The organism is Streptomyces sp. NPDC093598 (assembly GCF_044764825.1).
Lineage (GTDB): Bacteria > Actinomycetota > Actinomycetes > Streptomycetales > Streptomycetaceae > Streptomyces.
Genome location: NZ_JBIWIV010000015.1, coordinates 74,527 through 96,282, shown reverse-complemented (window position 1 = coordinate 96,282; position 21,756 = coordinate 74,527). Strand labels below are relative to the sequence as shown.

16 protein-coding genes are annotated in these 21,756 nt (G+C 71.9%); 7 read left to right on the top strand and 9 right to left on the bottom strand.

Annotated elements, in window-relative coordinates; genetic code table 11:
* Positions 1–6: 6 nt before the first annotated feature.
* From ACIRDU_RS31445 to ACIRDU_RS31420, 6 genes are all read right to left on the bottom strand, one after another.
* Positions 7–768: a cupin gene (locus tag ACIRDU_RS31445; RefSeq protein ID WP_403585769.1), complete on the bottom strand. Its 762-nt coding sequence runs from the start codon at positions 766–768 to the stop codon at positions 7–9.
* Positions 762–1,688, bottom strand: a complete 927-nt coding sequence (locus ACIRDU_RS31440; protein ID WP_403585767.1) for a PmoA family protein — start codon at positions 1,686–1,688, stop codon at positions 762–764. Before ACIRDU_RS31440 ends, ACIRDU_RS31445 begins: the two co-directional genes overlap by 7 nt.
* Positions 1,685–2,800 carry a Gfo/Idh/MocA family protein gene (locus ACIRDU_RS31435; RefSeq protein ID WP_403585765.1) on the bottom strand — a complete coding sequence of 372 codons (1,116 nt, stop codon included), beginning with the start codon at positions 2,798–2,800 and terminating at the stop codon, positions 1,685–1,687. The genes ACIRDU_RS31440 and ACIRDU_RS31435 overlap by 4 nt, the downstream gene beginning before the upstream one ends.
* A gap of 412 nt (positions 2,801–3,212) precedes the next feature.
* Positions 3,213–3,704, bottom strand: a complete 492-nt coding sequence (locus ACIRDU_RS31430; RefSeq protein ID WP_403585763.1) for a hemerythrin domain-containing protein — start codon at positions 3,702–3,704, stop codon at positions 3,213–3,215.
* A 91-nt stretch (positions 3,705–3,795) separates the two neighbouring features.
* Positions 3,796–3,966 (bottom strand): DUF5670 family protein, encoded by a 171-nt coding sequence (locus tag ACIRDU_RS31425; RefSeq protein ID WP_184567467.1) that lies wholly within the window; start codon positions 3,964–3,966, stop codon positions 3,796–3,798.
* A gap of 141 nt (positions 3,967–4,107) precedes the next feature.
* Positions 4,108–6,006, bottom strand: coding sequence for an NAD-binding lipoprotein (locus tag ACIRDU_RS31420; RefSeq protein WP_403585761.1), 1,899 nt, complete (start codon positions 6,004–6,006; stop codon positions 4,108–4,110).
* Between the two features lie 308 nt (positions 6,007–6,314).
* Between ACIRDU_RS31420 and ACIRDU_RS31415 the strand changes: the two genes are divergently transcribed.
* From ACIRDU_RS31415 to ACIRDU_RS31400, 4 genes are all read left to right on the top strand, one after another.
* Positions 6,315–8,318, top strand: a complete 2,004-nt coding sequence (locus ACIRDU_RS31415) for a flavin monoamine oxidase family protein (protein WP_403585759.1) — start codon at positions 6,315–6,317, stop codon at positions 8,316–8,318.
* Between the two features lie 237 nt (positions 8,319–8,555).
* A complete protein-coding gene (locus tag ACIRDU_RS31410) occupies positions 8,556–9,539 on the top strand; it encodes a Bug family tripartite tricarboxylate transporter substrate binding protein (RefSeq protein ID WP_403585757.1) in 984 nt (327 codons plus the stop codon).
* Positions 9,536–10,075 carry a tripartite tricarboxylate transporter TctB family protein gene (locus ACIRDU_RS31405; protein WP_403585754.1) on the top strand — a complete coding sequence of 180 codons (540 nt, stop codon included), beginning with the start codon at positions 9,536–9,538 and terminating at the stop codon, positions 10,073–10,075. The genes ACIRDU_RS31410 and ACIRDU_RS31405 overlap by 4 nt, the downstream gene beginning before the upstream one ends.
* 1 nt (position 10,076) lies before the next feature.
* Entirely contained in the window at positions 10,077–11,570 is a 1,494-nt protein-coding gene (locus ACIRDU_RS31400) for a tripartite tricarboxylate transporter permease (protein WP_403585752.1), read from the top strand.
* A 151-nt stretch (positions 11,571–11,721) separates the two neighbouring features.
* Here ACIRDU_RS31400 and efeB read toward each other — a convergent pair whose 3' ends face one another.
* Both efeB and efeU read right to left on the bottom strand, forming a co-directional pair.
* The gene (gene efeB, locus ACIRDU_RS31395) at positions 11,722–12,996 is read right to left on the bottom strand and encodes an iron uptake transporter deferrochelatase/peroxidase subunit (RefSeq protein ID WP_403585750.1); all 1,275 of its coding nucleotides are present in this window, start codon (positions 12,994–12,996) and stop codon (positions 11,722–11,724) included.
* Between the two features lie 50 nt (positions 12,997–13,046).
* Positions 13,047–15,083 (bottom strand): iron uptake transporter permease EfeU, encoded by a 2,037-nt coding sequence (gene efeU, locus ACIRDU_RS31390; RefSeq protein ID WP_403585748.1) that lies wholly within the window; start codon positions 15,081–15,083, stop codon positions 13,047–13,049.
* A 241-nt stretch (positions 15,084–15,324) separates the two neighbouring features.
* Between efeU and ACIRDU_RS31385 the strand changes: the two genes are divergently transcribed.
* The 3 genes from ACIRDU_RS31385 to ACIRDU_RS31375 all read left to right on the top strand — a co-directional run bounded on the left by ACIRDU_RS31385 (position 15,325) and on the right by ACIRDU_RS31375 (position 19,529).
* The gene (locus tag ACIRDU_RS31385; protein WP_403585745.1) at positions 15,325–16,434 is read left to right on the top strand and encodes a GDSL-type esterase/lipase family protein; all 1,110 of its coding nucleotides are present in this window, start codon (positions 15,325–15,327) and stop codon (positions 16,432–16,434) included.
* 128 nt (positions 16,435–16,562) lie between these two features.
* Positions 16,563–18,206: a cellulase family glycosylhydrolase gene (locus ACIRDU_RS31380; RefSeq protein WP_403585742.1), complete on the top strand. Its 1,644-nt coding sequence runs from the start codon at positions 16,563–16,565 to the stop codon at positions 18,204–18,206.
* Between the two features lie 207 nt (positions 18,207–18,413).
* Positions 18,414–19,529: an acyltransferase family protein gene (locus ACIRDU_RS31375; RefSeq protein WP_403585739.1), complete on the top strand. Its 1,116-nt coding sequence runs from the start codon at positions 18,414–18,416 to the stop codon at positions 19,527–19,529.
* 9 nt (positions 19,530–19,538) lie between these two features.
* On the opposite strand, the gene ACIRDU_RS31370 is transcribed toward ACIRDU_RS31375, so the two are convergent.
* Entirely contained in the window at positions 19,539–21,647 is a 2,109-nt protein-coding gene (locus ACIRDU_RS31370) for an alpha-galactosidase (RefSeq protein ID WP_403585968.1), read from the bottom strand.
* Positions 21,648–21,756 lie beyond the last annotated feature (109 nt).

Here is a 21,756-nt window from a genome sequence, read left to right as displayed (position 1 = left end):
CGGCTGCTACTCCCCCTGGTACGGCAGCGTGGTGCCGGGCAGCGTGTACTCGTCGCGCCGGCCGCACATGCCGAAGCCGCCGAGCCGGGTGGGCGCGGCCTCGTGGGCGGTGGCCTCGCCCAGGTAGGCGGGTTCGCCGGCGGCCAGGGCGTCGAGCTGGGCGCCGGTGCGCTTGGCGGTGGCCAGGGCGCCCTCCCGCCACAGGGCCCGCCAGGTGGGCACCTTGTCGCGCACGATCCGGGCGGCTGCGCGCTGGAACTCCAGGTACGGGCCGTTGTCGCCGGCGACGAGTGCCTCGCGCAGGACGAGGTAGCCCTCGACCGCGAGGTCCCTGCGGCGCCGGGCGGCCGCCGCCGTCTCCGGTCCGGTGCCGGGCGGCAGGGCCGCGGCGGCGGCGTACCGGTCGGGGTCGGCGAGCACCTCGGGCGGGAAGGTGAACACGGCGTCCCCCGCCTCGGGCAGACCGCTGTTCTGCATCAGCACGGTGATGCGAAGATCGCCGCCCTGCACCATGCGGTGCACGGTGCCCGGCGTGAACCAGGCGAGGGATCCGGCCTCGAGGGGGATGTCCCGGTAGCCGTCCGGACTCAGCGTCTGCACCGCGCCCCGGCCGCCGGTGACGACGTACGCCTCCGTGCACACCAGGTGCAGGTGCGGGCTGCCGCCGCAGACGCCGTCGGCGGCCTCCCAGTCGTAGGCGCTGAGGTGGGACAGGCCGATCGCGCCGGGCAGCGGGTGCGGCAGGCCGGGCTTCGCATCGCTCACCACGGCAGACCCTCCAGGTACGTGCCCACCCGGTCGCGGTCCCAGGCGCCGTCGGCGATCACCAGCCGGTAGCGGTACGCGAAGGACTCGCCCGGCGGCAGCTCGAACTCCTCGTAGAACGCCCAGGAGAACGCGACCGTCGGGAAGGGCTCGGAGCGGACGAACCAGTGCGACTCGTGGACCGGTGACGTGCCGTCGAGGTTCTCGGGGGCGTGCGCGAAGACCAGGGTGGAGTGGCCGTCGACGTCGTCGTGCTCGGTGGTGAAGGCGAGCCAGGGGCCCTGGGTGCCCATCAGCTTACCGGCGTCGGCGTCGGTGTCCGGGGCGAAGACCGTGCCGCCGGTGAAGTCGCGCGGGCCGCGCCACTGGAGTCCGGTGTAGCCGGCCATCTCACGGCCCGCGGTGGTCGGGGAGCCGAAGGCCAGCGGTTCGGAACGGGTGTTGGTGAGGCGGATCGACCAGTCCAGGGCCCAGGAACCGGCCTCCTCGTCCACCGAGTGGACGGTCAGTCCACGCACCTCGCGCGCCCACTCCTCGCCGCCGTTCTCGATCCAGGTGAGGTGTTCGGTGAGGGCGAGCCGGTCGTCCTCGACCGTGACGTCCGCGAAGCCGTCGTGCCGCATCGAGCCGACGCGCTCGGGCAGGGGGAGGTAACCCTGGCCGTGGACGTAGCAGTTGCCGCCCCAGAAGTTCTGGCCGGACAGATGGCTCGCGGTCATCTGCAGGCCCTTGTGCCAGCGGTGGTCGTTCGGGCGGTAGCCGGTGACCGTGCGGCCGGAGAGCGTACGCACCGGGTGGGCGTAGGGCTTGCGGGACTCGAAGGGATCCGGGTCGGGGCGGTAGACGTAGCGGAGGATCTCCGTGCCGTTCGCCGCAGTGACGGCGATGTCCTCGCCGTGCGTGTGGGTGACGCGGATGGTCATGCGCGCTCCTTGGGGGCCCAGTCGGGGTACTCGCCGTGCATCGCCTCGTAGAAGGGGTCTCCGGGGACGATCTCCCCCGCGTGCACCGAGCGGCCGGTGAACGCCGCCTTGTACAGGGCGGCGGCGAACTCGAGGGTGGCGCGGGCGTCCCGGCCGCTGCCCGGGGGCCGGGTGCCGGTGTCGTAGGCGTCGAGGAGGGCGCCCAGCTGGGCGGTGTGCGAGCTGGGCACGTCGCCTGCCGGGGTGCGCCAGGCGGTGGTGCGCTCGGAGGCGACGTGCGGGGCCGGGGTGTAGGCCCAGCTGTCGTTGCTGTGGCCGTACAGGTGGGTGAGCTCGACCGTGGCGTCCGCGCAGTCGATGCGGATGCGGCTCACCTCGTCCGGGGAGAGCACGCTGTTGACGACCGTGGCGAGGGCGCCGCTCCTGAACCGCACCAGGGCGGTGGAGACGTCCTCGCTCTCGGTGTCGTGGACCAGGCGCGCGGCCATCGCGCGGATCTCCTCCCACTCACCGAGCAGGTGCAGCATCAGGTCGTACTGGTGGATGCCGTGGCCCATGGTCGGCCCGCCGCCCTCGCTGGCCCACTTTCCGCGCCACGGCACCGCGTAGTACGCCGCGTCCCGGTGCCAGGTGGTCTGGCAGTGCGCGACCAGTGGGGCTCCCAGCTCGCCGCTGGTGATCAGCTCGCGGGCGTGCACGGCGCCGGATCCGTAGCGGTGCTGGAAGACGACCGCCGCGTACGCGCCGGAGGCCTCCTCGGCGGCGGCGATCTCGTCGTACTCGGCGAGCGACAGGGTCAGCGGCTTCTCGCACAGCACCCAGGCGCCCGCCTTCAGCGCGGCCACCGTCTGGTCCCGGTGCAGGGAGGGCGGCGTCCCGATGAGGACCAGGTCGGGGCGTACGGCGTCCAGCATCGCGTCCATCGAGGTGTACCCGGCGACCTGCTCACCCGCCAGCTCACGGAAGGCGTCGAGCCGCTCCTGGTCCACGTCGACGGCGGCCACCAGTTCCACCCGGTCGCAGTGGGCCCGCAGCGCGGGCAGATGGCTGCCGCCGACGATGGCTCCGGTGCCGACGACGGCCACGCGGCGGCGGGTGGGGGACAAGGACATGCGACGCTCCTCGGACGGCCGGCGGACACGCGCTTGGAAAGCGCTTGCACTCGGAAGGGACCCTAGGCGCGAGAGAATGTCTGGACAACCCCCCTGCAGCGACCTGCACAAGGTCCGCCCGAGCATTGTCCCAGCTTGGGGCAGAGATTCAGGTTGTTGCCCCCGCCACGGAAACGGCATTCCCCCGCCCCTCCGCTGGGGCCGGCCCACCACCGACCGGCTGCCAGCCGGAGTGATCAGCCCGCGGGCCGTCCCTACCGTTCTGTCGCACCGGCAGCACCTCACCTGGAAGAGCTGCGCGCTCGGGCCGCACGACACGATGGACAGGGCCGGCTTCGACCGCACGGCGACAGCAACCGGCCCTGCCGGCCATCACCCGGGGGTGATGGCCGGCAGGGCCGGCAGGGTCGGGTCAGGACTCGACGATCTTGCGTACGTTCTCCACGGAACCGCAGCCGGCCTTCAGCTGACGCTCACGCTCCTGCGCGAACGCCCGGCCCAGCTCCTCCCGGCGCTCCATCGCCACGTTCTCCCGCGCGCCGTTGAGGATGGTGCGCTCCTCCTCGTCGGCGTGGTGGGTGACGGCCTCCACCAGCTCCTCGAGCTTCGAGTCCCACTCCTCGGAGCCGACCTCCTCGACCTCGAGGAGCTCCAGAAGGGCCTCGTTGCCCTCGTCGTGCTCGTGCTCGCCGTGCTCGACCTCTTCGTCGTCGATGTTCTTGTACCGCTTGAGCGCCGGGTAGACCTTGGCCTCCTCGGCCTGCGCGTGCGCGATCAGCAGATCCGCGAATTCCCGCAGCGCACCCGCCCGGTCGGCTTCCACGCTCCGCATCTGACGGAAGAGGTCTTCCATGCGCCGGTGGTCCTGAAGAATGAGTTCTACGACATCTTGTGTATCGGCCATGGAACAGGAACGCCTTTCCTAGGAGAGATCCGGGTCACTTTCGTTTACCCCATTCCTGACGTTTTGTTCGCCACAGGTGGCGGTCTGCCGTCTACCAGCGATACCAGCGGCCCTTGCGGCCACCACTGTCCGCGGTACGCAGCACGAAGCCGAGCAGCCACAGGACCAGCACGATCACCGCGATCCACCACAGGGCCTTCAGTGCGAAGCCCGCACCGAACAGGACCAGGGCCAGCAGCAGGACGAGAAGCAGGGGAACCATAGTCATCAACCTCCGCTCCCTCTGGTGCCCTGCCCGAAGGCGAACACACAGTCGAATCTTCTTGTTTCTTCACCCGGATCAGGGGCACTTGGTTCGCTTTGGCCGGGCGGCGGCACCGAGGCCGGTTCACCTTCGGCTGTCTCAGTCCTTGCCGACGACGATCACCTCGTCCCCGGCCGTCCAGCGGCGCCGTTCGGCCTTGGGCGGGTTGATCCGCACCCCGTGGCCCGGGCTCGTCGACGCCTCGTCGCGGCTTCGGTAACCGATGGCGCATTCGCCGCGCTGACGTGCCGCGGCCACGACGGTGGCGAAGGTCGTCTCACACCCGGGCAGCACGTAGTCACCGGCCGGCCGCAGGCGGATGCCGGTGCCGTCGGCGGAGAACAGCTCCTCGAACACGGCTGCAAGGTGCCGGTTCTGGGAGATCTGCGCCATGAGCAGGCCGATGAGCTTGCCGCTGATGATCACGTCGGCTCCGGGTCCGATGGGGGCCAGCGCCCGGTTGCGGTCGTCGATCAGTTCGGTGACGACGGGGATTTCGCGCCCCGTGGCTTCCTCCAGCCGGCGCAGCAGCAGGAGCGTGACGAGCGTGCGGTTGTCGGGGTCCTCCGGTGGCTGCCCGGGGGACGGGTCCTGGCCGAGCACGATCACGCTGTCGTAGGAGTGCACGTCCAGATCGCGCAGGGTCTCGGGACGGGTGACGTCACCAGGGTGCAGGGTCAGGGTCAGATCGGCGCCGTGGTGCGCGTCGGTCTCGCTCACCTGCCGGACCGTCGCTTCACCGCCGTCCGCGACAACGTCGACGGCTGATCCGGGCAGGGCGCGGCGGCGCAGCTGGTCGACCATGAGCGGCGCTCGACGGTTCCAGCCCAGCAGGAGGACCCGCTCCGGCCGTGCGGGCGTCGCGGGGCCGGAGGCCATCGCCGCTTTCTCGACCGACTCCGCGCAGTCGGCCGGCCAGACCGTGTCGTCGTCCCGGGAGATGACGATGAGCAGGTCCTCCTCGGCGAGCGGCGTCTGCGCCGGCGGGTTCAGCACAGGGGTGTCGCCGCGTACGATCCCGACGACGCTCGACGTCGGGTAGGACAGCAGCGCGTCGCCGAACGGGCGGCCGGCCAGGGCCGGTTCGGAGACGAGGTAGAACTCGTCGCCGGCGAAGTCGAGAAGCTCCTGGTGGACGAGGGAGAGCCCGGGGCGGCGGGCGGCCTGGACGATCAGCCGGGCCGTGACGGTGTCGGCCTCCAGGACGACGCCGCCCGGTCCGGCGGCGAGCGTGGCGGCCAGCCGGTAGCGGTCGTCCCGGACGGCGGCGACGACGGGCGGCCGGGCTTCTTCCCCGGGCAGGGCCGCCCGAAGCGCCAGCAGCGTCTTGACCACCTCGGCATCGGCGTCGGGCTCGTCGCGGGGCAGGACCAGCACGACACCGGCCGTCGCCGGACTGGTCAGGGTGAGCACCGCCGGGTCGGTGGTGGGGCCGCTGCGGCAGATCAGCCGCGTACGGCCGACGGGGCCCACCTTGGTCCTCAGGGCCTCCTCCATGGCCGTCTTGTCCCGGTCCGCCAGCACGGCCACCGCCGCGCGCCGCTGGTTGGCGTTGGCGGCCACCAGCTCGCTCACCACCGTGAAAACCTGCTCGGACCACCCCAGGACCACGACGTGCCCGTGTTCCAGCACGGTGGATCGGCCCCGCCGCAACGCGGTGAGCCGCTCCGTGAGCGCCGTCGTGATCAGGCCGACGAGCGTCGAGACGTACAGCAGGGCGACCAGGGCGAGCAGCACCGACATCGTCACGCGCAGCGGCGTACCCGTCGCGCCGCCCAGTCGCAGGGTCTCGCCGGTGAGGTGCCACACCGCTGCCAGCCGGTCCGGCAGCGACTGCGGCGCGTCGGGGTCGGTCCACACCACCACCGCGCTGGCCGGGACGACGACGGCCAGGCACAGCAGCGCCATCCAGCCGACGATCGCCGAGGCACCGCGGGCAAGGGTGCTGTCGAACCAGTAACGGGCTCGGTCACCCAACGGAGCGCGCCGCTGCGCCACTCTTCCCCCCTCCGTCACCCCGGGCTCTCCTGAGGCCGGTCGGCGCCGCACAGGCGATGCGCCGTTGCGCCGTCGCGCCGTCACGCCGACGGCCGGAGAGCACGGATGTGCATCCGCATGTCGCAGTCTGCGGGCTCGATCCCGGCGGCAGACGCGGTTCGCTCCGCATTCATTCCTTCGGGTTGCCCGGGGTCACCGGCGCCGGCGGACCCGCTGTGACGTCAGGGTTTGCGGCCGGCTTCGCTCCTTCGGGTCAACGCCCGGGCGAAAGGCGGCGCCCGGACGAGGCCGCCAGTACAAAGGCCGCCATGACTGAAGATCACGCGGTGGTGCACTCGGACGGCGGTCTCTCCCGGAGGAGCTTCGCGGCGGTGGCCGGCACGGCCACGGTGGCGACGGCCCTGACCGGCGGTGCCGCCACGGCCCTGCCCGCACCGGCTGCCCCGGCCGCCCCGGACGGCAAGCGCGGCGCCGACTTCGACCGGTGCCTCGCCGTCGCCCGCGCACTGCTCGTACTGGACTCCGACGACCGTCCCCTCGTCCCGCGCTACCAGCGCGTCCTCAAGAAGGGGCTGCCGGCTCAGCGCCGCACGCGCCCCAGAAACGTCCTCGTCATCGGCGCCGGTCCGGCCGGGCTGGTCGCCGCCTGGCTGCTGAAGAAGGCCGGTCACCGGGTCACGGTCCTGGAGGCCAACGGCAACCGGGCGGGCGGACGCATCAAGACCTTCCGCAACGGCGGCCATGAGGATGCCGAACAACCCTTCGCCGATCCCCGCCAGTACGCCGAAGCGGGCGCGATGCGCCTCCCCGGCAGCCACCCCCTGGTGATGGAACTGATCGACCAGTTCGACCTCAAGAAGCGGCGTTTCCACTACGTCGACGTCGACGCAGAAGGGCGCCCCGCCGGCCGCACCTGGATCCACGTCAACGGCATCCGCGTACGGCGCACCGACTACGCCCGCGCGCCCCGGCGCGTGAACCGGTCCTTCGGCGTGCCCAAGGCTCATTGGGACACCCCGGCCGCCGCCATCCTGCGCTCGGCGCTGGACCCGGTGCGCGACGAGTTCAGCTACGTCGGCTCCGACGGCAAACGGGTCGACAAGCCGCTTCCGGAGCGGCTGCGGGGCTGGGCCCGCGTGGTGCGGCGGTTCGGTGACTGGTCCATGTTCCGCTTCCTCACCGAGCACGCCGGACTGGACGAGCGGACCATCGACCTGATCGGCACCCTGGAGAACCTCACCTCACGCCTCCCGCTCTCCTTCATCCACAGCTTCATCGGCTCCTCCCTCATCAGCCCCGACACCCCGTTCTACGAGTTGGAGGGCGGCACGGCGGTCCTGCCGGACGCCCTGCTGGAACGTGTGCGCGAGGACGTGCGGTTCGACCGCCGTGTCACGCGCATCGAGTACCACCACCCCGATCGCCCCGCGCCGGACGCCGGCCACGTCCGGGGCAAGGGCCCGCACGTGTGGGTGGACACCGTGTCCGAGGGCCGCGACGGCCCGGTCGTACGCGAGCAGTTCACCGCGGATGTCGCCGTGGTGACGGTGCCGTTCTCCGGCCTGCGCCACGTACAGATCGACCCGCCCATGTCGTACGGCAAGCGCCGCGCGGTCTGTGAACTGCACTACGACAGCGCGACCAAGGTGCTGCTGGAGTTCAGCCGCCGCTGGTGGGAGTTCGACGAGGCCGACTGGAAGCGGGAGCTGAACGCCGTCGACCCGGGCCTGTACGACGCGTACCGCACCGGCCGCGCCGCCGCCGACGGCACCCTCCTCGGCGCTCACCCCTCGGTTCCCGGCGGGCACATCACAGCCGGTCAGCGCACCCACTACGCCGCCAATCGCGCGAGTGCGCGCGACCAGCCCGAGGCGGCCGGCGTCGTGGGTGGCGGCTCGGTGTCGGACAACGCCAACCGGTTCATGTTCCACCCCTCCCACCCGGTCCCGGGCAGTGCGGGGGGTGTCGTGCTGGCCTCCTACAGCTGGGCGGACGACGCGCTGCGCTGGGACTCCCTGGACGACGAGGCGCGCTACCCGCACGCTCTGTGCGGTCTCCAGCAGGTCTACGGCCAGCGCATCGAGGTCTTCTACACCGGCGCGGGACGTACGCAGAGCTGGTTGCGCGACCCGTACGCCTATGGGGAGGCGTCCGTGCTGCTGCCCGGGCAGCACACGGAGCTGCTCCCGGTCATCCCACTGCGGGAGGGGCCGTTGCACTTCGCCGGTGACCACACGTCCGTCAAGCCGGCGTGGATCGAGGGAGCCCTGGAGTCCGCCGTGCGGGCCGCCCTGGAGATCCACACCGCGTAAGGGGCGCTGAAACCGTCACGCATGCGAGGGCCCTGGCGCACCGGCGCCGGGGCCTTTCGCTTGTCGCGGCGCGGGTTCGTCGCCGTGCGGGCGTCCCGGTTACCGCAATGACCACAACCTCCGTTGGTTCCGCAAGAGAGACAGCTCGTCGCCGCCCGGGCACCATGTGGCCCACGTCACCCTCCCCCACAGGGCGCTTACCTACCCGCATCGACGAACCGACAGGTGGTGGCACTCGTGCGCCTGCGCACTCCCCTCGCCCTGCTCGGGGCCGCCGTGCTGGTGCTCGTCGGACCGCCGCTGCTGACCACCGGCAGCGGCTCCGAGACCGGCACACAGATCCCGGGCCTGCGTTTCATGGTCCCCAACACGCCCGGCGGCGGCTACGACATCACGGCCCGCACGGCCGCGAAGAACGCCGAGGACGCCGGACTCACCCACAACATCGAGGTGTTCAACCTGCCCGGTGCCGGCGGCACGGTGGGCTTGAGCCGACTGGTGAGCGAGCACGGCAACGGCAAGCTCGCCATGTCCATGGGCCTCGGGGTCGTGGGCGCCGTCCGCTCCAACGACGCGCCGAAGACGCTCGGCGACACCACGCCCATCGCCCGGCTCACCGAGGAGCAGGACGTGGTGGTGGTCGCCAAGGACTCGCCGTACAAGACGATCGACGACCTGATCGGCGCCTGGAAGGAGAACCCGGGCAAGCTCCCGGTGGGCGGCGGCTCCTCGCCCGGTGGCCCCGACCACCTCGCTCCGATGCTGATGGCCCGGGCCGCCGGGATCCCCCCGAAGCAGGTCAACTACATCCCCTTCGACGGCGGCGGCGAGCTGCTCGCCTCGATCCTCGGCAACAAGGTCGCCTTCGGTGTCTCCGGGGTCGGCGAGTATCTGGACCAGATCAAGGCGGGCGAGCTGCGTCTCCTCGCGGTCACCGGCCCGGAGCGCGTCGAGGGCCTGGACGCGCCCACGCTGAAGGAGGCGGGCTACGACGTGAGCTTCACCAACTGGCGGGGCATCGTCGCGCCGCCCGGCCTGAACGACGGGGAGCGCGACAAGCTCGTGAAGCTGGTCGAGGAGCTGCACGACTCGGACGAGTGGCGGACGTCCCTGAAGCAGAACGGCTGGGACGACGCCTTCCTCACCGGTGACAAGTTCGGCGCGTTCCTCGACGCCGAGGACAAGCGGGTGGTTTCGGTGCTGAAGGAGCTGGGACTGTGACGACGCAGACCGACATTCCCCCCGCCGAGACCGGTGGCGAACGGCGCTCCTGGCTGCGCGAGCACTCCGAACTCGGCGTCTGCGTACTTCTGCTGGCACTGGGTGTCCTCGTCCTGACCGACGCGCTCACCATGGACGTCGACATCGCCCAGCGCGGCCCGGTCGGCCCGAAGACCGTGCCGGTCGTGGTCGGCGCCGGTCTGCTGGTCATCGCCGCGCTGCTCGCCGTGGACGTCCTGCGCGGCGGCCGGGGCCAGGCCGAGGGCGGTGAGGACGTCGACCTGTCCGAGCCCGCCGACTGGCGCACGGTGCTGCTGCTCGCCGGGGTGTTCCTCGGGGCGGCCGTCCTGATCGAACCGCTCGGCTTCCCCATCGCGGGTGCGCTGCTGTTCTGGGGCGCGGCGTTCGCGCTCGGCAGCCGGCGGATCGACCGCGATCCGCTCATCGCCGCAGGGCTCTCCCTCGTCACCTACACCGTCTTCAACAACCTGCTCGGAGTGCCCCTGCCCGGCGGTCCGCTGATGGGAGTGCTGTGACATGGATGCCTTCAACTCCCTTCTGGACGGCTTCGGCACGGCCCTCACGCCGATCAACCTCCTATGGGCCGTGATCGGTGTGCTGCTCGGCACGGCGATCGGCGTGCTGCCGGGCATCGGCCCGGCGATGGCGGTCGCACTGCTGCTGCCGGTGACGTACGGGCTCGACCCGATCGGCGCGTTCATCATGTTCGCGGGCATCTACTACGGCGCCATGTTCGGCGGTTCGACCACCTCCATCCTGCTCAACACACCCGGTGAGAGCGCGGCGGTGGTGGCGGCCCTGGAGGGCAACCCCATGGCCAAGTCCGGGCGCGGCGCCCAGGCCCTCGCGGCGGCCGCCGTCGGGCACTTCGCGGGCGGCCTGATCGGCACGCTGCTGCTGGTGGCGCTCGCGCCGACGGTCGCGAAACTCGCCGTCGACATCGGCGCGCCGGACTACTTCGCCATCATGGTGCTGGCGTTCATCGCGGTGACCTCGGTGCTCGGCTCCTCCCGCATCCGGGGCCTCGCCTCCCTGCTGATCGGTCTCACCCTGGGTCTGGTGGGCCTGGACCAGATGACCGGACAGCAGCGCCTGACGTTCGGTTCGCTCCAACTCGCCGACGGCATCGACGTGGTGATCGTCGCGGTCGGGCTCTTCGCGATCGGTGAGGCGCTGTGGGTGGCGGCCCATCTGCGGCGCAGACCGCCGGAGCCGATACCGGTGGGCCGGCCGTGGCTGGGGCGCGACGACGTGAACCGGACCTGGAAGTCATGGCTGCGCGGCCCGTTCATCGGCTTCCCGTTCGGCGCGATCCCGGCGGGCGGCGCGGAGATCCCCACGTTCCTGTCGTACGTCACGGAGAAGCGCCTGTCGAAGCACAAGGACGAGTGGGGCAAGGGTGCCATCGAGGGCGTCGCGGGCCCGGAGTCGGCGGCGTCGGCCTCGGCGGCGGGGACGCTGGTGTCGATGCTGACCCTGGGCCTGCCCACCACGGCGGTCGCGGCCGTGATGCTGGCCGCCTTCCAGCAGTACGGCATCCAGCCCGGCCCGCTCCTCTTCGAGCGCGAACCCGACCTGGTGTGGGGCCTGATCGCCTCCCTGTTCGTCGGCATGGTGCTGCTGCTCGCGCTGAACCTGCCGCTGGCGCCGGTGTGGGCGAAGCTGCTGCGCATCCCGCGGCCGTACCTCTACGCCGGGATCATGTTCTTCGCGGCGGTCGGCGCGTACGCGGTCGGCGGCGAGGTGATCGACCTGGTGATCCTGCTGATCATCGGCCTGATCGGCTTCGGCATGCGCCGCTACGGGCTGCCCGTGCTGCCCGCCGTGATCGGTGTGATCCTCGGCCCGAACGCCGAGCAGCAGTTGCGGCGCGCCCTGCAGATCAGCGACGGCAGCGTCACCGGTCTGGTCAACACGCCGTTCGCGGTGACCGTGTACGCGGTGATCGTGCTGCTGCTGGTGTGGCCGCTGCTGAGGAAGGCGGTGACGCGGAGCCGTACCGCGGCCTGACCCGGTCAGCGCGGCACCTGCTCCCGGGTGCCGTCCGGGAAGCGGATCTCCACCTCGCCGGCCGCGGTGACCCGTACGCGCGTTCCTGAACCTCGCGCGTGCGGGTCGCCGTTCTGACAGAGGCGGGACTTCAGGCCGGGGTCTGCGCGCGTCAGGCCGAGAGCAGCCCTCTGCCCAGCCAGTCGGAGGAGTCCCGCACGCCGGGCAGGGCGAAGAAGTAGCCGCCGCCGGTCGGGGAGATGTAGTCGACGAGGGGCTCGTCGATCAGCCGGGTCTGCGTGGCCTCGAACTGGCGGCGCACGTCCTGCTGGTAGCAGCAGAAGACCAGCCCCATGTCGAGGTCGCCGACGTTGTCGACGCCCCGGTCGTAGTTGTAGCCCCGGCGCAGGATGCGGGAGTTGTCGGTCTTCGCGGTGCGCGGGTTGGCGAGCCGGATGTGCGCGTCCAGCGGGATCGCCGTGCCGTGCGGGTCCTTGGCGTAGTGAGGGGTGTCCGTCTCCTTGGCTCCGTCCAGCGGGGCGCCGGTGTCCTTGCGCCGGCCGAACATCAGCTCCTGCTCGGACAGCGAGACCCGGTCCCAGAACTCCACGAGCATCCTGATGATCCGGACGACCTGATAGCTGCCCCCGGCCGCCCAGGCGGGCTCACCCTGCCCCTGTCCGACCCACACCAGGTGGTCCATCTCGCGGGCCGACGCCACGTCCGGGTTGGCTATGCCGTCCTTGAAGCCCAGCAGGTTGCGCTGGGCGCCGCTGGGCCGGGGCGTGTTCTGGAAGCCGTCGACGCGCCACCGGATCTGCATCGCGCCCCGCGTGTGCTTGGCGATGTCGCGCAGCGCGTGCAGCACGGTGTCCTGGCGGGCCGCGCAGATCTGCAGGGACAGGTCGCCGTGGCACTCGGCGGGGTTCAGGTTGTCGTTGGGGAAGGTCCGCATCGGCGTGAGCCGGCGCGGCCTGGCCCGGGCGAGTCCGTAGCGGTCGTCGAAGAGGGAGGCGCCCACCCCCACGGTGACGGTGAGCGCGTCGGCCGGGACGACCGGGCCGAGGATGCCGTTGTCCGAGGGCGGGGCGCCGACGCCGAGGTCTGCCGGGGTGCCTCCGGAGGTGAGGAAGCGGGCCCGCTCGGTGAGCGTCCGCAGCAGGTCGGCCAGTTCGGCACGGCCGTCGGCGATGACGTCGAAGGAGACGAAGGCGGCGGCCGTCTGCGCGGGAGTGAGGATCCCGGCCTGGTGGGTCCCGTGGAAGGCCACCGGAGCGGCGTCCTGCTGCCCGGCCGCCCGGGCCGTACCGCTGCCGCTCTCGGCGAGGGCGAGCCCGCCCCCGGCCAGGACGGCTCCGGCCGCTCCGGCGCCCAGGGCCGTCTTCACGAAGGAGCGGCGGCCGGCGTGGGCGGGGCAGCCCCGCGGCGGCGTGTCGGCGGACGGCATGGAGGTGTTCCCTTCGGAGTCTTCTGCGGAGTGGTGTCGCCGCCGGACGCTCATGCGGACCTCCTGATCTCGAGCAGATCCGGCACCGGCGAGAGATCTTCGAGGAGTTGCCCCGCGGCCCCGTCGATCCGGGCCTTCGCGGCCGGGTCGAGCCGGTCGACGGGGGTCCAGCCGGCCCCGTGGTGCTCGGAGTCGAGCAGCTTCTGCAGTCGCGCGATGTCCGCGTCGACGGTGGGAAGCAGCTTCGGGGCCCGCGAGGTGAGCAACGGCCTGAGCACCGTGAGCAGTTCACGCGTGCCGGCGAGGTTGGCGTCGGCGGTGGCCAGCCCGGTGCCACTGCCTTGGTCGGTGTCGCCGGTCAGCTCGAACTGGAGGGTGTTCTCCAGGATCTCGTGGGTGCGCAGGGGCAGGTCGGAGGGGTCGAAGTCCTGGTGCGGGAAGGCCTTCCGCAGCCCGGCGGCGTCGACGGCCAACCGCTGTGCCATCCTCTGGAGTCCGGTCGGCGACTCACCGTGCCACAGCCCGTACTCGATCCGGTGGAAGCCGGTGAAGTCCTTGTCGTGCACGCCGTCCGGAAGACCGTCGGGCCGTCCGTCGATCTTCTGGTCGAAGTCCTCGAAGGTGCCGTAGGCCGCGCCGAGGGAGGAGTAGGTGCGATGCGCGGTCAGCCAGTCGGTGCGGGCGGCGCCCAGCCGCCCGGCGCGGATGTCGTCGCTGAGCTGTCGGGTCTGGGTGACGAGGGTGGCCAGCCCCCGGTTCACGTACGCCTTGTACGCCTGGAGCGGCGCGGCGAGGTCCCGCTCGGAGACGGGGACGACGGCGTGGGCGCCCGCGGCGCCGCCGACCCGGACCGCCTTCGAGGTGACGGCCTTGCCGTCGGCCGGCACGCAACGCCAGGCGTACGTTCCGCCCGCCACGGTGGCGACGAGGTCCCGGGTGGTGCCGGGGGCCAGGCCTTCGATCTCGCCGTAGACCGCGTTCGAGGCAGGGTCGATCAGGTACACCTCGGACGTCTGGTTCCCGGTGTTGTGCATCCGGAAGTCCTGCCGCCCCGGCTTGGGCGGGGCGAAGCCCTGACCGCAGTCCGTCCCGGAGACGGCGACGGTCTCGCCGGCGGCGGGCTTGGGGTGCGCCAGTGCTATGAAGAGGCCGGCCAGGAGGGCGGGGACCGCGACGACGGCGACGGGCAGGAGCCGGCGGGGGCGGGTGGGCCCGTGGGGTGTCACCCTCGCGGGCCGGGGCGGCGTGGTGGCCACACGTTGCCGAACGCCCGGCACTCCGCGCAGCCCCCGCGCGAACAGCGTCATCACCACGGCGAGATACCCGGCGTACCCGACCACCTGGAGCCAGGTCATGGCCGGAGTCAGATTGAGAACGCCTTGGAGCAGAGCGCTGTACCAGGAGCCGGCGTCGACGCTGCCGCTCAGGTCGAAAGCGTATGCCGTGCCGCCGGGCAGGACCGCGCCTTCCTGGAGGTCGCGCAGCCCGTAGCCGAGTACGCCTGCGGCGATGACGATGAGGACCGCGCCGGTGACGGTGAAGAAGCGGGTGAGGTTGATCCGCAGCACCCGGCGGTACAGCGCCCAGCACAGGAGGGCCGCGAGGACGAGCCCCACACCCGCACCGGTCAGGGGCCCGGCCGATTCGTTCGCCGCGCGGGCGGTGGTCCACAGGAACAGGGCGGTCTCCAGGCCCTCGCGTCCCACCGCGAGGAAGGAGGTGAGGACCAGGACTCCGGCGCCCATGGTCAGCGCCTCGGTGACCTTCTCCTTGATCTCACCCGCCAGGCTGCGGGCGGATCGCCGCATCCAGAACACCATCGCGGTGACGAAGGCGACGGCCACGATGCTCAGGGCGCCGCCGAAGGCCTCCTGCGCGGGGGTGGAGAGGGAGGCGGCCGTGAAGGTGAGGACGGCACCGAAGCTCATCGAGAGCGCGATCGCGGCCAGCACCCCGGTCCACACCTGCGGCAGCCGCGACTTCGCCCCGGCCCGCACGAGGGTGGCGACCAGCACGGAGACGACGAGCCCGGCTTCCAGTCCCTCCCTCAGCCCGATCAGAAAGCTCGGAAACGAGTCGTCCCACATGTACCGCGGCCCTCCCGGCCCAATGCCCCGGCCCACCCGCCGGAAGCGAGTTAGCCAAGGCATGCCTTACCGACGCCGACCATCATGGACTCGGCTCGCTGGGCATCCGGTCATGAATGCCTCATGGCCCGGCAAAAGTCCTCGGGGAGCGCCAACACCACCACACCTCTTGACGCGTCAATGACAACGATGGCTTGATGATGTGGGAGCGCTCCCACCTCATCCATGGGAAGGGACCACCATGCACGGAACCCCCCACTCGTCCCCGCACCTACGTGTCGTATTCGTCCTCGGCCTGCTGGCCGCCCTGCTCCTCCCTCTCGGCCTCACGTCGGCACCCCGTGCGACAGCCGCTCCCGCGGCGGACCCGGTCCGCGTCATGCCGCTCGGCGACTCGATCACCGGCTCTCCGGGCTGCTGGCGGGCCGTGCTGTGGAACCGGCTGGTCAACAGCGGATACAAGGACATCGACTTCGTCGGCACCCTCCCCCCGCAGGGCTGCGGACAGGCACACGACGGCGACAACGAGGGTCATGGCGGCGAGCTGGTGACCAACGTGGCGGACCGGAACCTGCTGCCCGGCAGGCTGGCCTCCACCCGCCCGGACATCGTTGTCATGCACTTCGGCACGAACGACGTCTGGAGCAGCATCGCGCCCGACCGCATCCTCGCCGCCTACACCAAGCTCGTGGCGCAGATGAGGGCCTCGAATCCGGACATGCGGATCCTCGTCGCGCAGCTCATCCCCATGAACCCGAGCAGCTGTGCGGCCTGTGCGCAGCGCGTCGTCGACTTCAACGCGCGCATTCCCGGCTGGGCCCGGGCCACCGGCACCGACCGCTCCCCCGTCACCGTGGTCGACCAGTGGACCGGCTTCAGTACGGCGACCGACACCTACGACGGCGTGCACCCCAACGCCTCCGGCGACAACAAGATCGCCGCCCGCTGGTTCCCGGCCCTCGCGGCGGTCCTCGACGCGGGTGTCCCGCAGGACCCGGGTGATCCGGGTGACCCGGGCGAGGACCCCGCCGCCTGCACCGCACGTTTCCGGGCGGTCTCCTCCTGGCAGGGCGGCTACCAGGGCGAAGTGACGGTGACCAACACATCGGCCTCCGCCGTCTCGGGATGGACCACGACCGTCGTACCGGCGAACGGCGCGCGCCTCACCCAGGTCTGGAACGGCACCCACACCACGGCCGCCGACGGTACGGCCACCGTCACGAACGCGGCCTGGAACGGCGCCCTCGCCCCGGGCGCGAGCGCCACGTTCGGCTTCACCGCCTCCGCCCCGGCCACGGCCGGCACCCCGGCGGCGACCGTCACCTGCACGGGGAAGGCAGCGGCCGGATGACAGCCGCCGCCGGGCCACAAGCGTCCGGGCTGCGGGCCCGCCCCGGCCGAGCCCCGGGGCAGGACCCCGTTCAGCACGACAGCGCGACCGTCAACGTGCCCCACCCGAACCCCACTTATGGAGCCGTCATGAGACTCCGCCCCACCCCAACCCCCACCGCCCCACGCCTGGCCACCGTGGCCGCGACCCTGCTCGCTCTCTTCCTGTCCTTCCTCGTCCTCACCCCGCCGGCCCAGGCCGCGCCCACCGGCTTCCGCATCCAGAACGGCCGGCTGCTGGAGGCGAACGGGAACGACTTCGTGATGCGTGGCGTCAACCACGCCCACACCTGGTACCCGAACCGGATCAGCTCCTTCGCCCACATCAAGGCCAAGGGCGCCAACACGATCCGCGTGGTCCTGGCCAACGGTGACCGCTGGACGCGCAACGACACCGCGGACGTGGCGAACGTCGTCTCCCAGTGCAAGCAGAACCGGCTCATCTGCGTCCTCGAAGTCCACGACACCACGGGGTACGGCGACCAGAGCGGAGCGACCACCCTCTCCCGCGCGGCCGACTACTGGATCAGTGTGAAGAGCGCCCTGGCCGGCCAGGAGGACTACGTCATCGTCAACATCGGCAACGAGCCGTTCGGCAACAGCAACCACACGGCGTGGACGGCCGAGACCAAAGCGGCCATCCAGAAGCTGCGCGGCGCCGGGTTCGACCACACCCTCATGGTCGACGCGCCCAACTGGGGCCAGGACTGGGCGTTCACCATGCGCGACAACGCCGCGTCCGTCTTCGCCGCCGACCCCGACCGCAACACGGTCTTCTCCGTCCACATGTACGGCGTCTACAACACGGCCGCGAAGGTCGACGACTATCTGAACCGTTTCGTCGAGGCCGAACTCCCCATCGTGGTCGGCGAATTCGGCCACAACCACTCGGACGGCGACCCCGACGAGAACACCATCCTGGCCACCACCCAGCAGCTCCGCCTCGGCTACCTCGGCTGGTCGTGGAGCGGCAACAGCAGCGACGTGGGATACCTCGACCTGGTCACCGACTTCGACCCGAACCGGCTCACCAGCTGGGGGCAGCGCCTCTTCAACGGCGCCAACGGCATCGCCGCCACCGCCAAGGAGGCCGCGATCTACTCCGGCAGCAGCGGCGACACCACTCCCCCGACCGCTCCCGGCACCCCGACCGTCTCCGGGGTGACCGCCTCGTCCGCCACCCTGACCTGGGCCGCCGCCTCCGACGCGACCGGCGTCACCGGCTACGACATCGTGCGGATCAGCGGCGGCACGGAGTCGGCCGTCACGAGCACCACGAGGACCACCGCCACCCTCACCGGTCTGTCGCCCGCCACTTCCCACACCTTCGCCGTCTACGCCCGCGACGCCGCCGGCAACCGCTCGCCCCGCTCGGCCACGGTGACGGTCACGACCTCGCCCGGCGGCTCGCCGTCGGCCTGCGGTGTCGGCTACCGGGTGACGGGCAACTGGTCCGGCGGCTTCCAGGGCGAGATCGTCCTGCGCAACACCGGCACGTCGGCGATCAACGGCTGGACGCTGCGCTGGACCTTCCCCGACAGCCAGCGCATCACCAACCTGTGGGGTGGTACGGCGACCCAGAGCGGCTCCGAGGTGAGCGTCGCGGCCGCCTCGTACACCGCGACGATCCCCGCGTCGGGCTCGGTCACCCTCGGCTTCACGGCCACCCGGTCGACCTCGAACTCCAGCCCGACCGCCTTCACCCTCAACGGCGCCGACTGCTCCGTGAGCTGATCCCAGCCCCGTGCAATGGTGCCGCCGTGCTCCGGGCGCGGCGGCACCACCCTTGATGTGACCCGCGCTACAGCGCGACGGAAAGCGGTTTGCGCCACCACTCAGTGGTCAGGCGGCGGGGATGTCGCACCGGCACCCCACCGCCGTATCTCCGGCAAGACGCGTGAACGCCCGTCCGGGTTCCCCGAACCCGGCGCGGGAGGCGTGATGAGCGAGGACACCCTGCGCATCCGCGCGGTCGCGACCGGCGGGACGGAACGGAAGGCGCCGCCCGCGACGGAACCGGCCGGCCGGCGGGACGCGTTCTTCGACAACGCCAAGTACCTGGCGATCGTGCTGGTGGCGATCGGGCACTCCTGGGAGCCGTTGCGGGACGGCAGCCGGGCGGTCAGCGCGCTCTACATGGTCGTGTACGCCTTCCACATGCCGGCGTTCATCGTGATCTCCGGCTACTTCTCGCGCTCCTTCGACGCGAGCCCGGGGCGGATCAGGCGCCTGATCACCGGCCTCGCCGTGCCGTACATCGTCTTCGAGACGGCGTACACCCTGTTCACGCGGTGGACCGACCAGGAGCCGGACCGGCCGGTCAGCCTGCTGGACCCGCTGTACCTGACCTGGTTCCTGGCGGCCCTGTTCATCTGGCGGCTGACCACGCCGATCTGGCAGCGCGTGCGGTGGCCACTGCCGATCGCCCTCCTCATCGCGATGCCGGCGACGCTCTCGCCGTCCATCGGCAACGACCTCGATGCTCAGCGCACGCTGCAGTTCCTGCCGTACTTCGTCCTCGGTCTGCTGCTGCGGCCCGAGCACTTCCGCCTGGTGCGGCGCCGAGCGGCGCGGATCCTGGCCGTGCCGGTCTTCGCCGGGGCGCTCGTCGTGGCCTACTGGGCGGTGCCGCGGATGAGCGGTGCCTGGTTCTACCACCGCGACAGCGCCGAGGAGCTGGCCGCGCCCTCCTGGTACGGGCCCGTCATGACGCTGGTGACCTTCGGCTGCTCGTCGGTGCTGGTCGCCTGCTTCCTCGCCTGGGTGCCCGGCCGCCGCGCCTGGTTCACCGTGCTGGGCGCGGGCACCCTCTACGGCTACCTGCTGCACGGTTTCGTGGCGCAGGGGTCCAAGTTCTGGGGCTGGTACGACCCGGCGTGGGTGCACCGGCCCCTGGGCGAGATGGTCGTGACGGTCGTCGCCGCGGTGCTCGTGACCGCGCTGTGCACCCCGCCGGTGCGGCGGGTGTTCCGCTGGGTGATGGAGCCCGACATGGCGTGGGCGTTCCGCCGGGACGCGCGCGATCAGGCGCGGCAGCGAAACGCCGTACGCGCGTGAGACCCCCTCTCACGGCTCCTGACCGAGCCGGATGAGCAGCGCCCCGGGCGTGCGCGGCACGGACACCCGCAGCCCCTCCCCGTCCCACACCGCCCGGCCCGCCCCCGGCGACGACGGGTGCAGGACATCCGCCCGGACGGCCCGGCCCGCCAGGTGCCGGACGGGAATGTGGAGTTCATCGGGTCCGCCGCGCCGCCAGACCGAGAGGTACGCCGTGCCGTCGCCGGGGGCCCGCAGTCCCAGTGCCAGCCAGTCGTCCGTCCAGCCGGGCAGGCCCAGCGGCCAGAACGGCAGGGCCCGGGCGAGGTCCCCGCGGATCGACTTGTAGAGGTCCACGGCGTCCCGGACGAGGGCGCGCTGGTGGTCCGACATGCGGTTCAGGTGGCCGGAGAGGTGGATGCGGCCTAGCAGGGCCCCGCCGAGGGTCCACGCGATCAGGTCGTCGTCGTACTCGGGCTGCGGGTAGGCCCAGACGGCGCCCTGCTCGGGCGGGACCACGGTGGGCGCGGCGGCGGCGATGGGCGGGTAGTTCAGCGGGTCCTGCTGGTCGCTGGTGGACTGGAGCTGGGCCACGGCGAGGGTGGCGCCGTCCATGCGCATGCCGCCGGAGGCGCAGTTCTCGACGACGAGGCCGGGGTGGCGGTCCAGGACTCCGGAGAGCCAGTCCAGGTAGGCGTGGGCGTGGCCGAGCAGGCCCGCTCCCGGTGCGAGGTCGCCGGGAGCCTGGGTGCCGGGGTCGACGACGATGTTGTAGTCCAGCTTGAGGTAGCCCACGCCCCAGTCGCCGGCGATCCGGTCGACCGTCTTGTCGAGGTGGGCGCGGGCGGCCGGGTGGCGCAGGTCGAGCTGGTGGCGGCCCTGCTCGGTGAGGCGTACACCGTCGCGCTGGAAGAACGCCTCGGGCGGCAGCTCGGCGGCGACGGGACTGCGCACCCCGACGACCTCCGGTTCCAGCCACAGCCCGGGCACCATCCCGCGCTCCCGGATCCGGTCCAGGACGGCTTCCATGCCGCCGTCGGGGAAGCGGCGCGGCGAGGGCTGCCACGCGCCGACGCTGTCCCACCAGCCCCGGGTGTCGTCGTCGTACCAGCCGGAGTCGATGCAGAAGTACTCGGCGCCGGCGTCGGCGGCGGCGTCGATCAGCGGGAGCAGCCTGGCCGTGGTCGGGTCGCCCATGAGGGTGTTCATGTAGTCGTTGAAGACGACGGGGAGGGCGGTGTGGTCGGGGTGCGGGCGGCGGACCGCCCGGCGGTAGGAGGTCAGGGCGCCCAGTGCGGCGTCGAGGTCGGGGCCGAGGGCCAGGGCACCGGGGACGGTGGTGAACTCCTCGCCCGGGGCGAGCCGGACCCGCCACTGGTGCTCCGCGTCCGTGGGGCCGTTCAGCGCCAGGCAGGTGCCGTGGGCGCGTTCGCCGAGGTCCCAGCGCCAGCCGGCCGGGGACTCGACCTGCCACACCCAGGCCCGGCCGCCGTCCCGCTCGGTCAGCGCGCCCATGGCGAGATGGCCGTCGGTGGGCCAGCTGCCGCGCCCGGTGAGGGCGAGGGCGGCCCGGCTGTCGTGCTCGTGGACGTCCGTGTTGATGTCGGCGACGGACGCGCGCAGCGGCTCGGCGTACCAACGGCATTCGGCGAGCCAGTCGTTGCGGGCCCGGTGGACGTCGAGGGCGTCCGGGGCGGGCAGCCCGCCGAGCAGCAGGCTGCTGACCGACTGGACGACCAGGGGTTCAGGGCCGTCGTTGCGGAGCCGGACACGGGAGCGCAGGACGGGCAGGCCGGTGGGGGAGGTGAGTTCGGCGAACGCCGTCAACCCGGTTGCGGGGTCGTGGAGTTCGACGGTCAGCCACTCCCAGCCCTCGCGGCTGCCGGTGCGGTGGCCGCGGTGGGCGAGCCGGGCGCCGAAGGCCGTGCCGGTGAAGCGGGGGCCGGACCAGCCGCTGCCGTGGCCGAGGGCGGTGAGCTCCACCAGCGGGAGCGCGGCCGACTGCGAGACGGCTCGGCGGTCGTCGTCGGGGTGCGCCAGCCGGAGAAGTCGCGGCGTCCCGTCGGCGGCCACGGCGAACCGGGCGTCGAGCGCCTCGTGCCCCCAAGTGAACTCGTTCCGCCGCTGGTTGGAGGCCATGTGCGCCGCATCCGCCGTGCCGGTCAAGGTGCTCCCCCTCCTGGCCCCGCCCCGTTGCCGGGGAGCGGAGGTCCGCGTGAATCCCTCGTTACGGTCTCTTGACGACCCA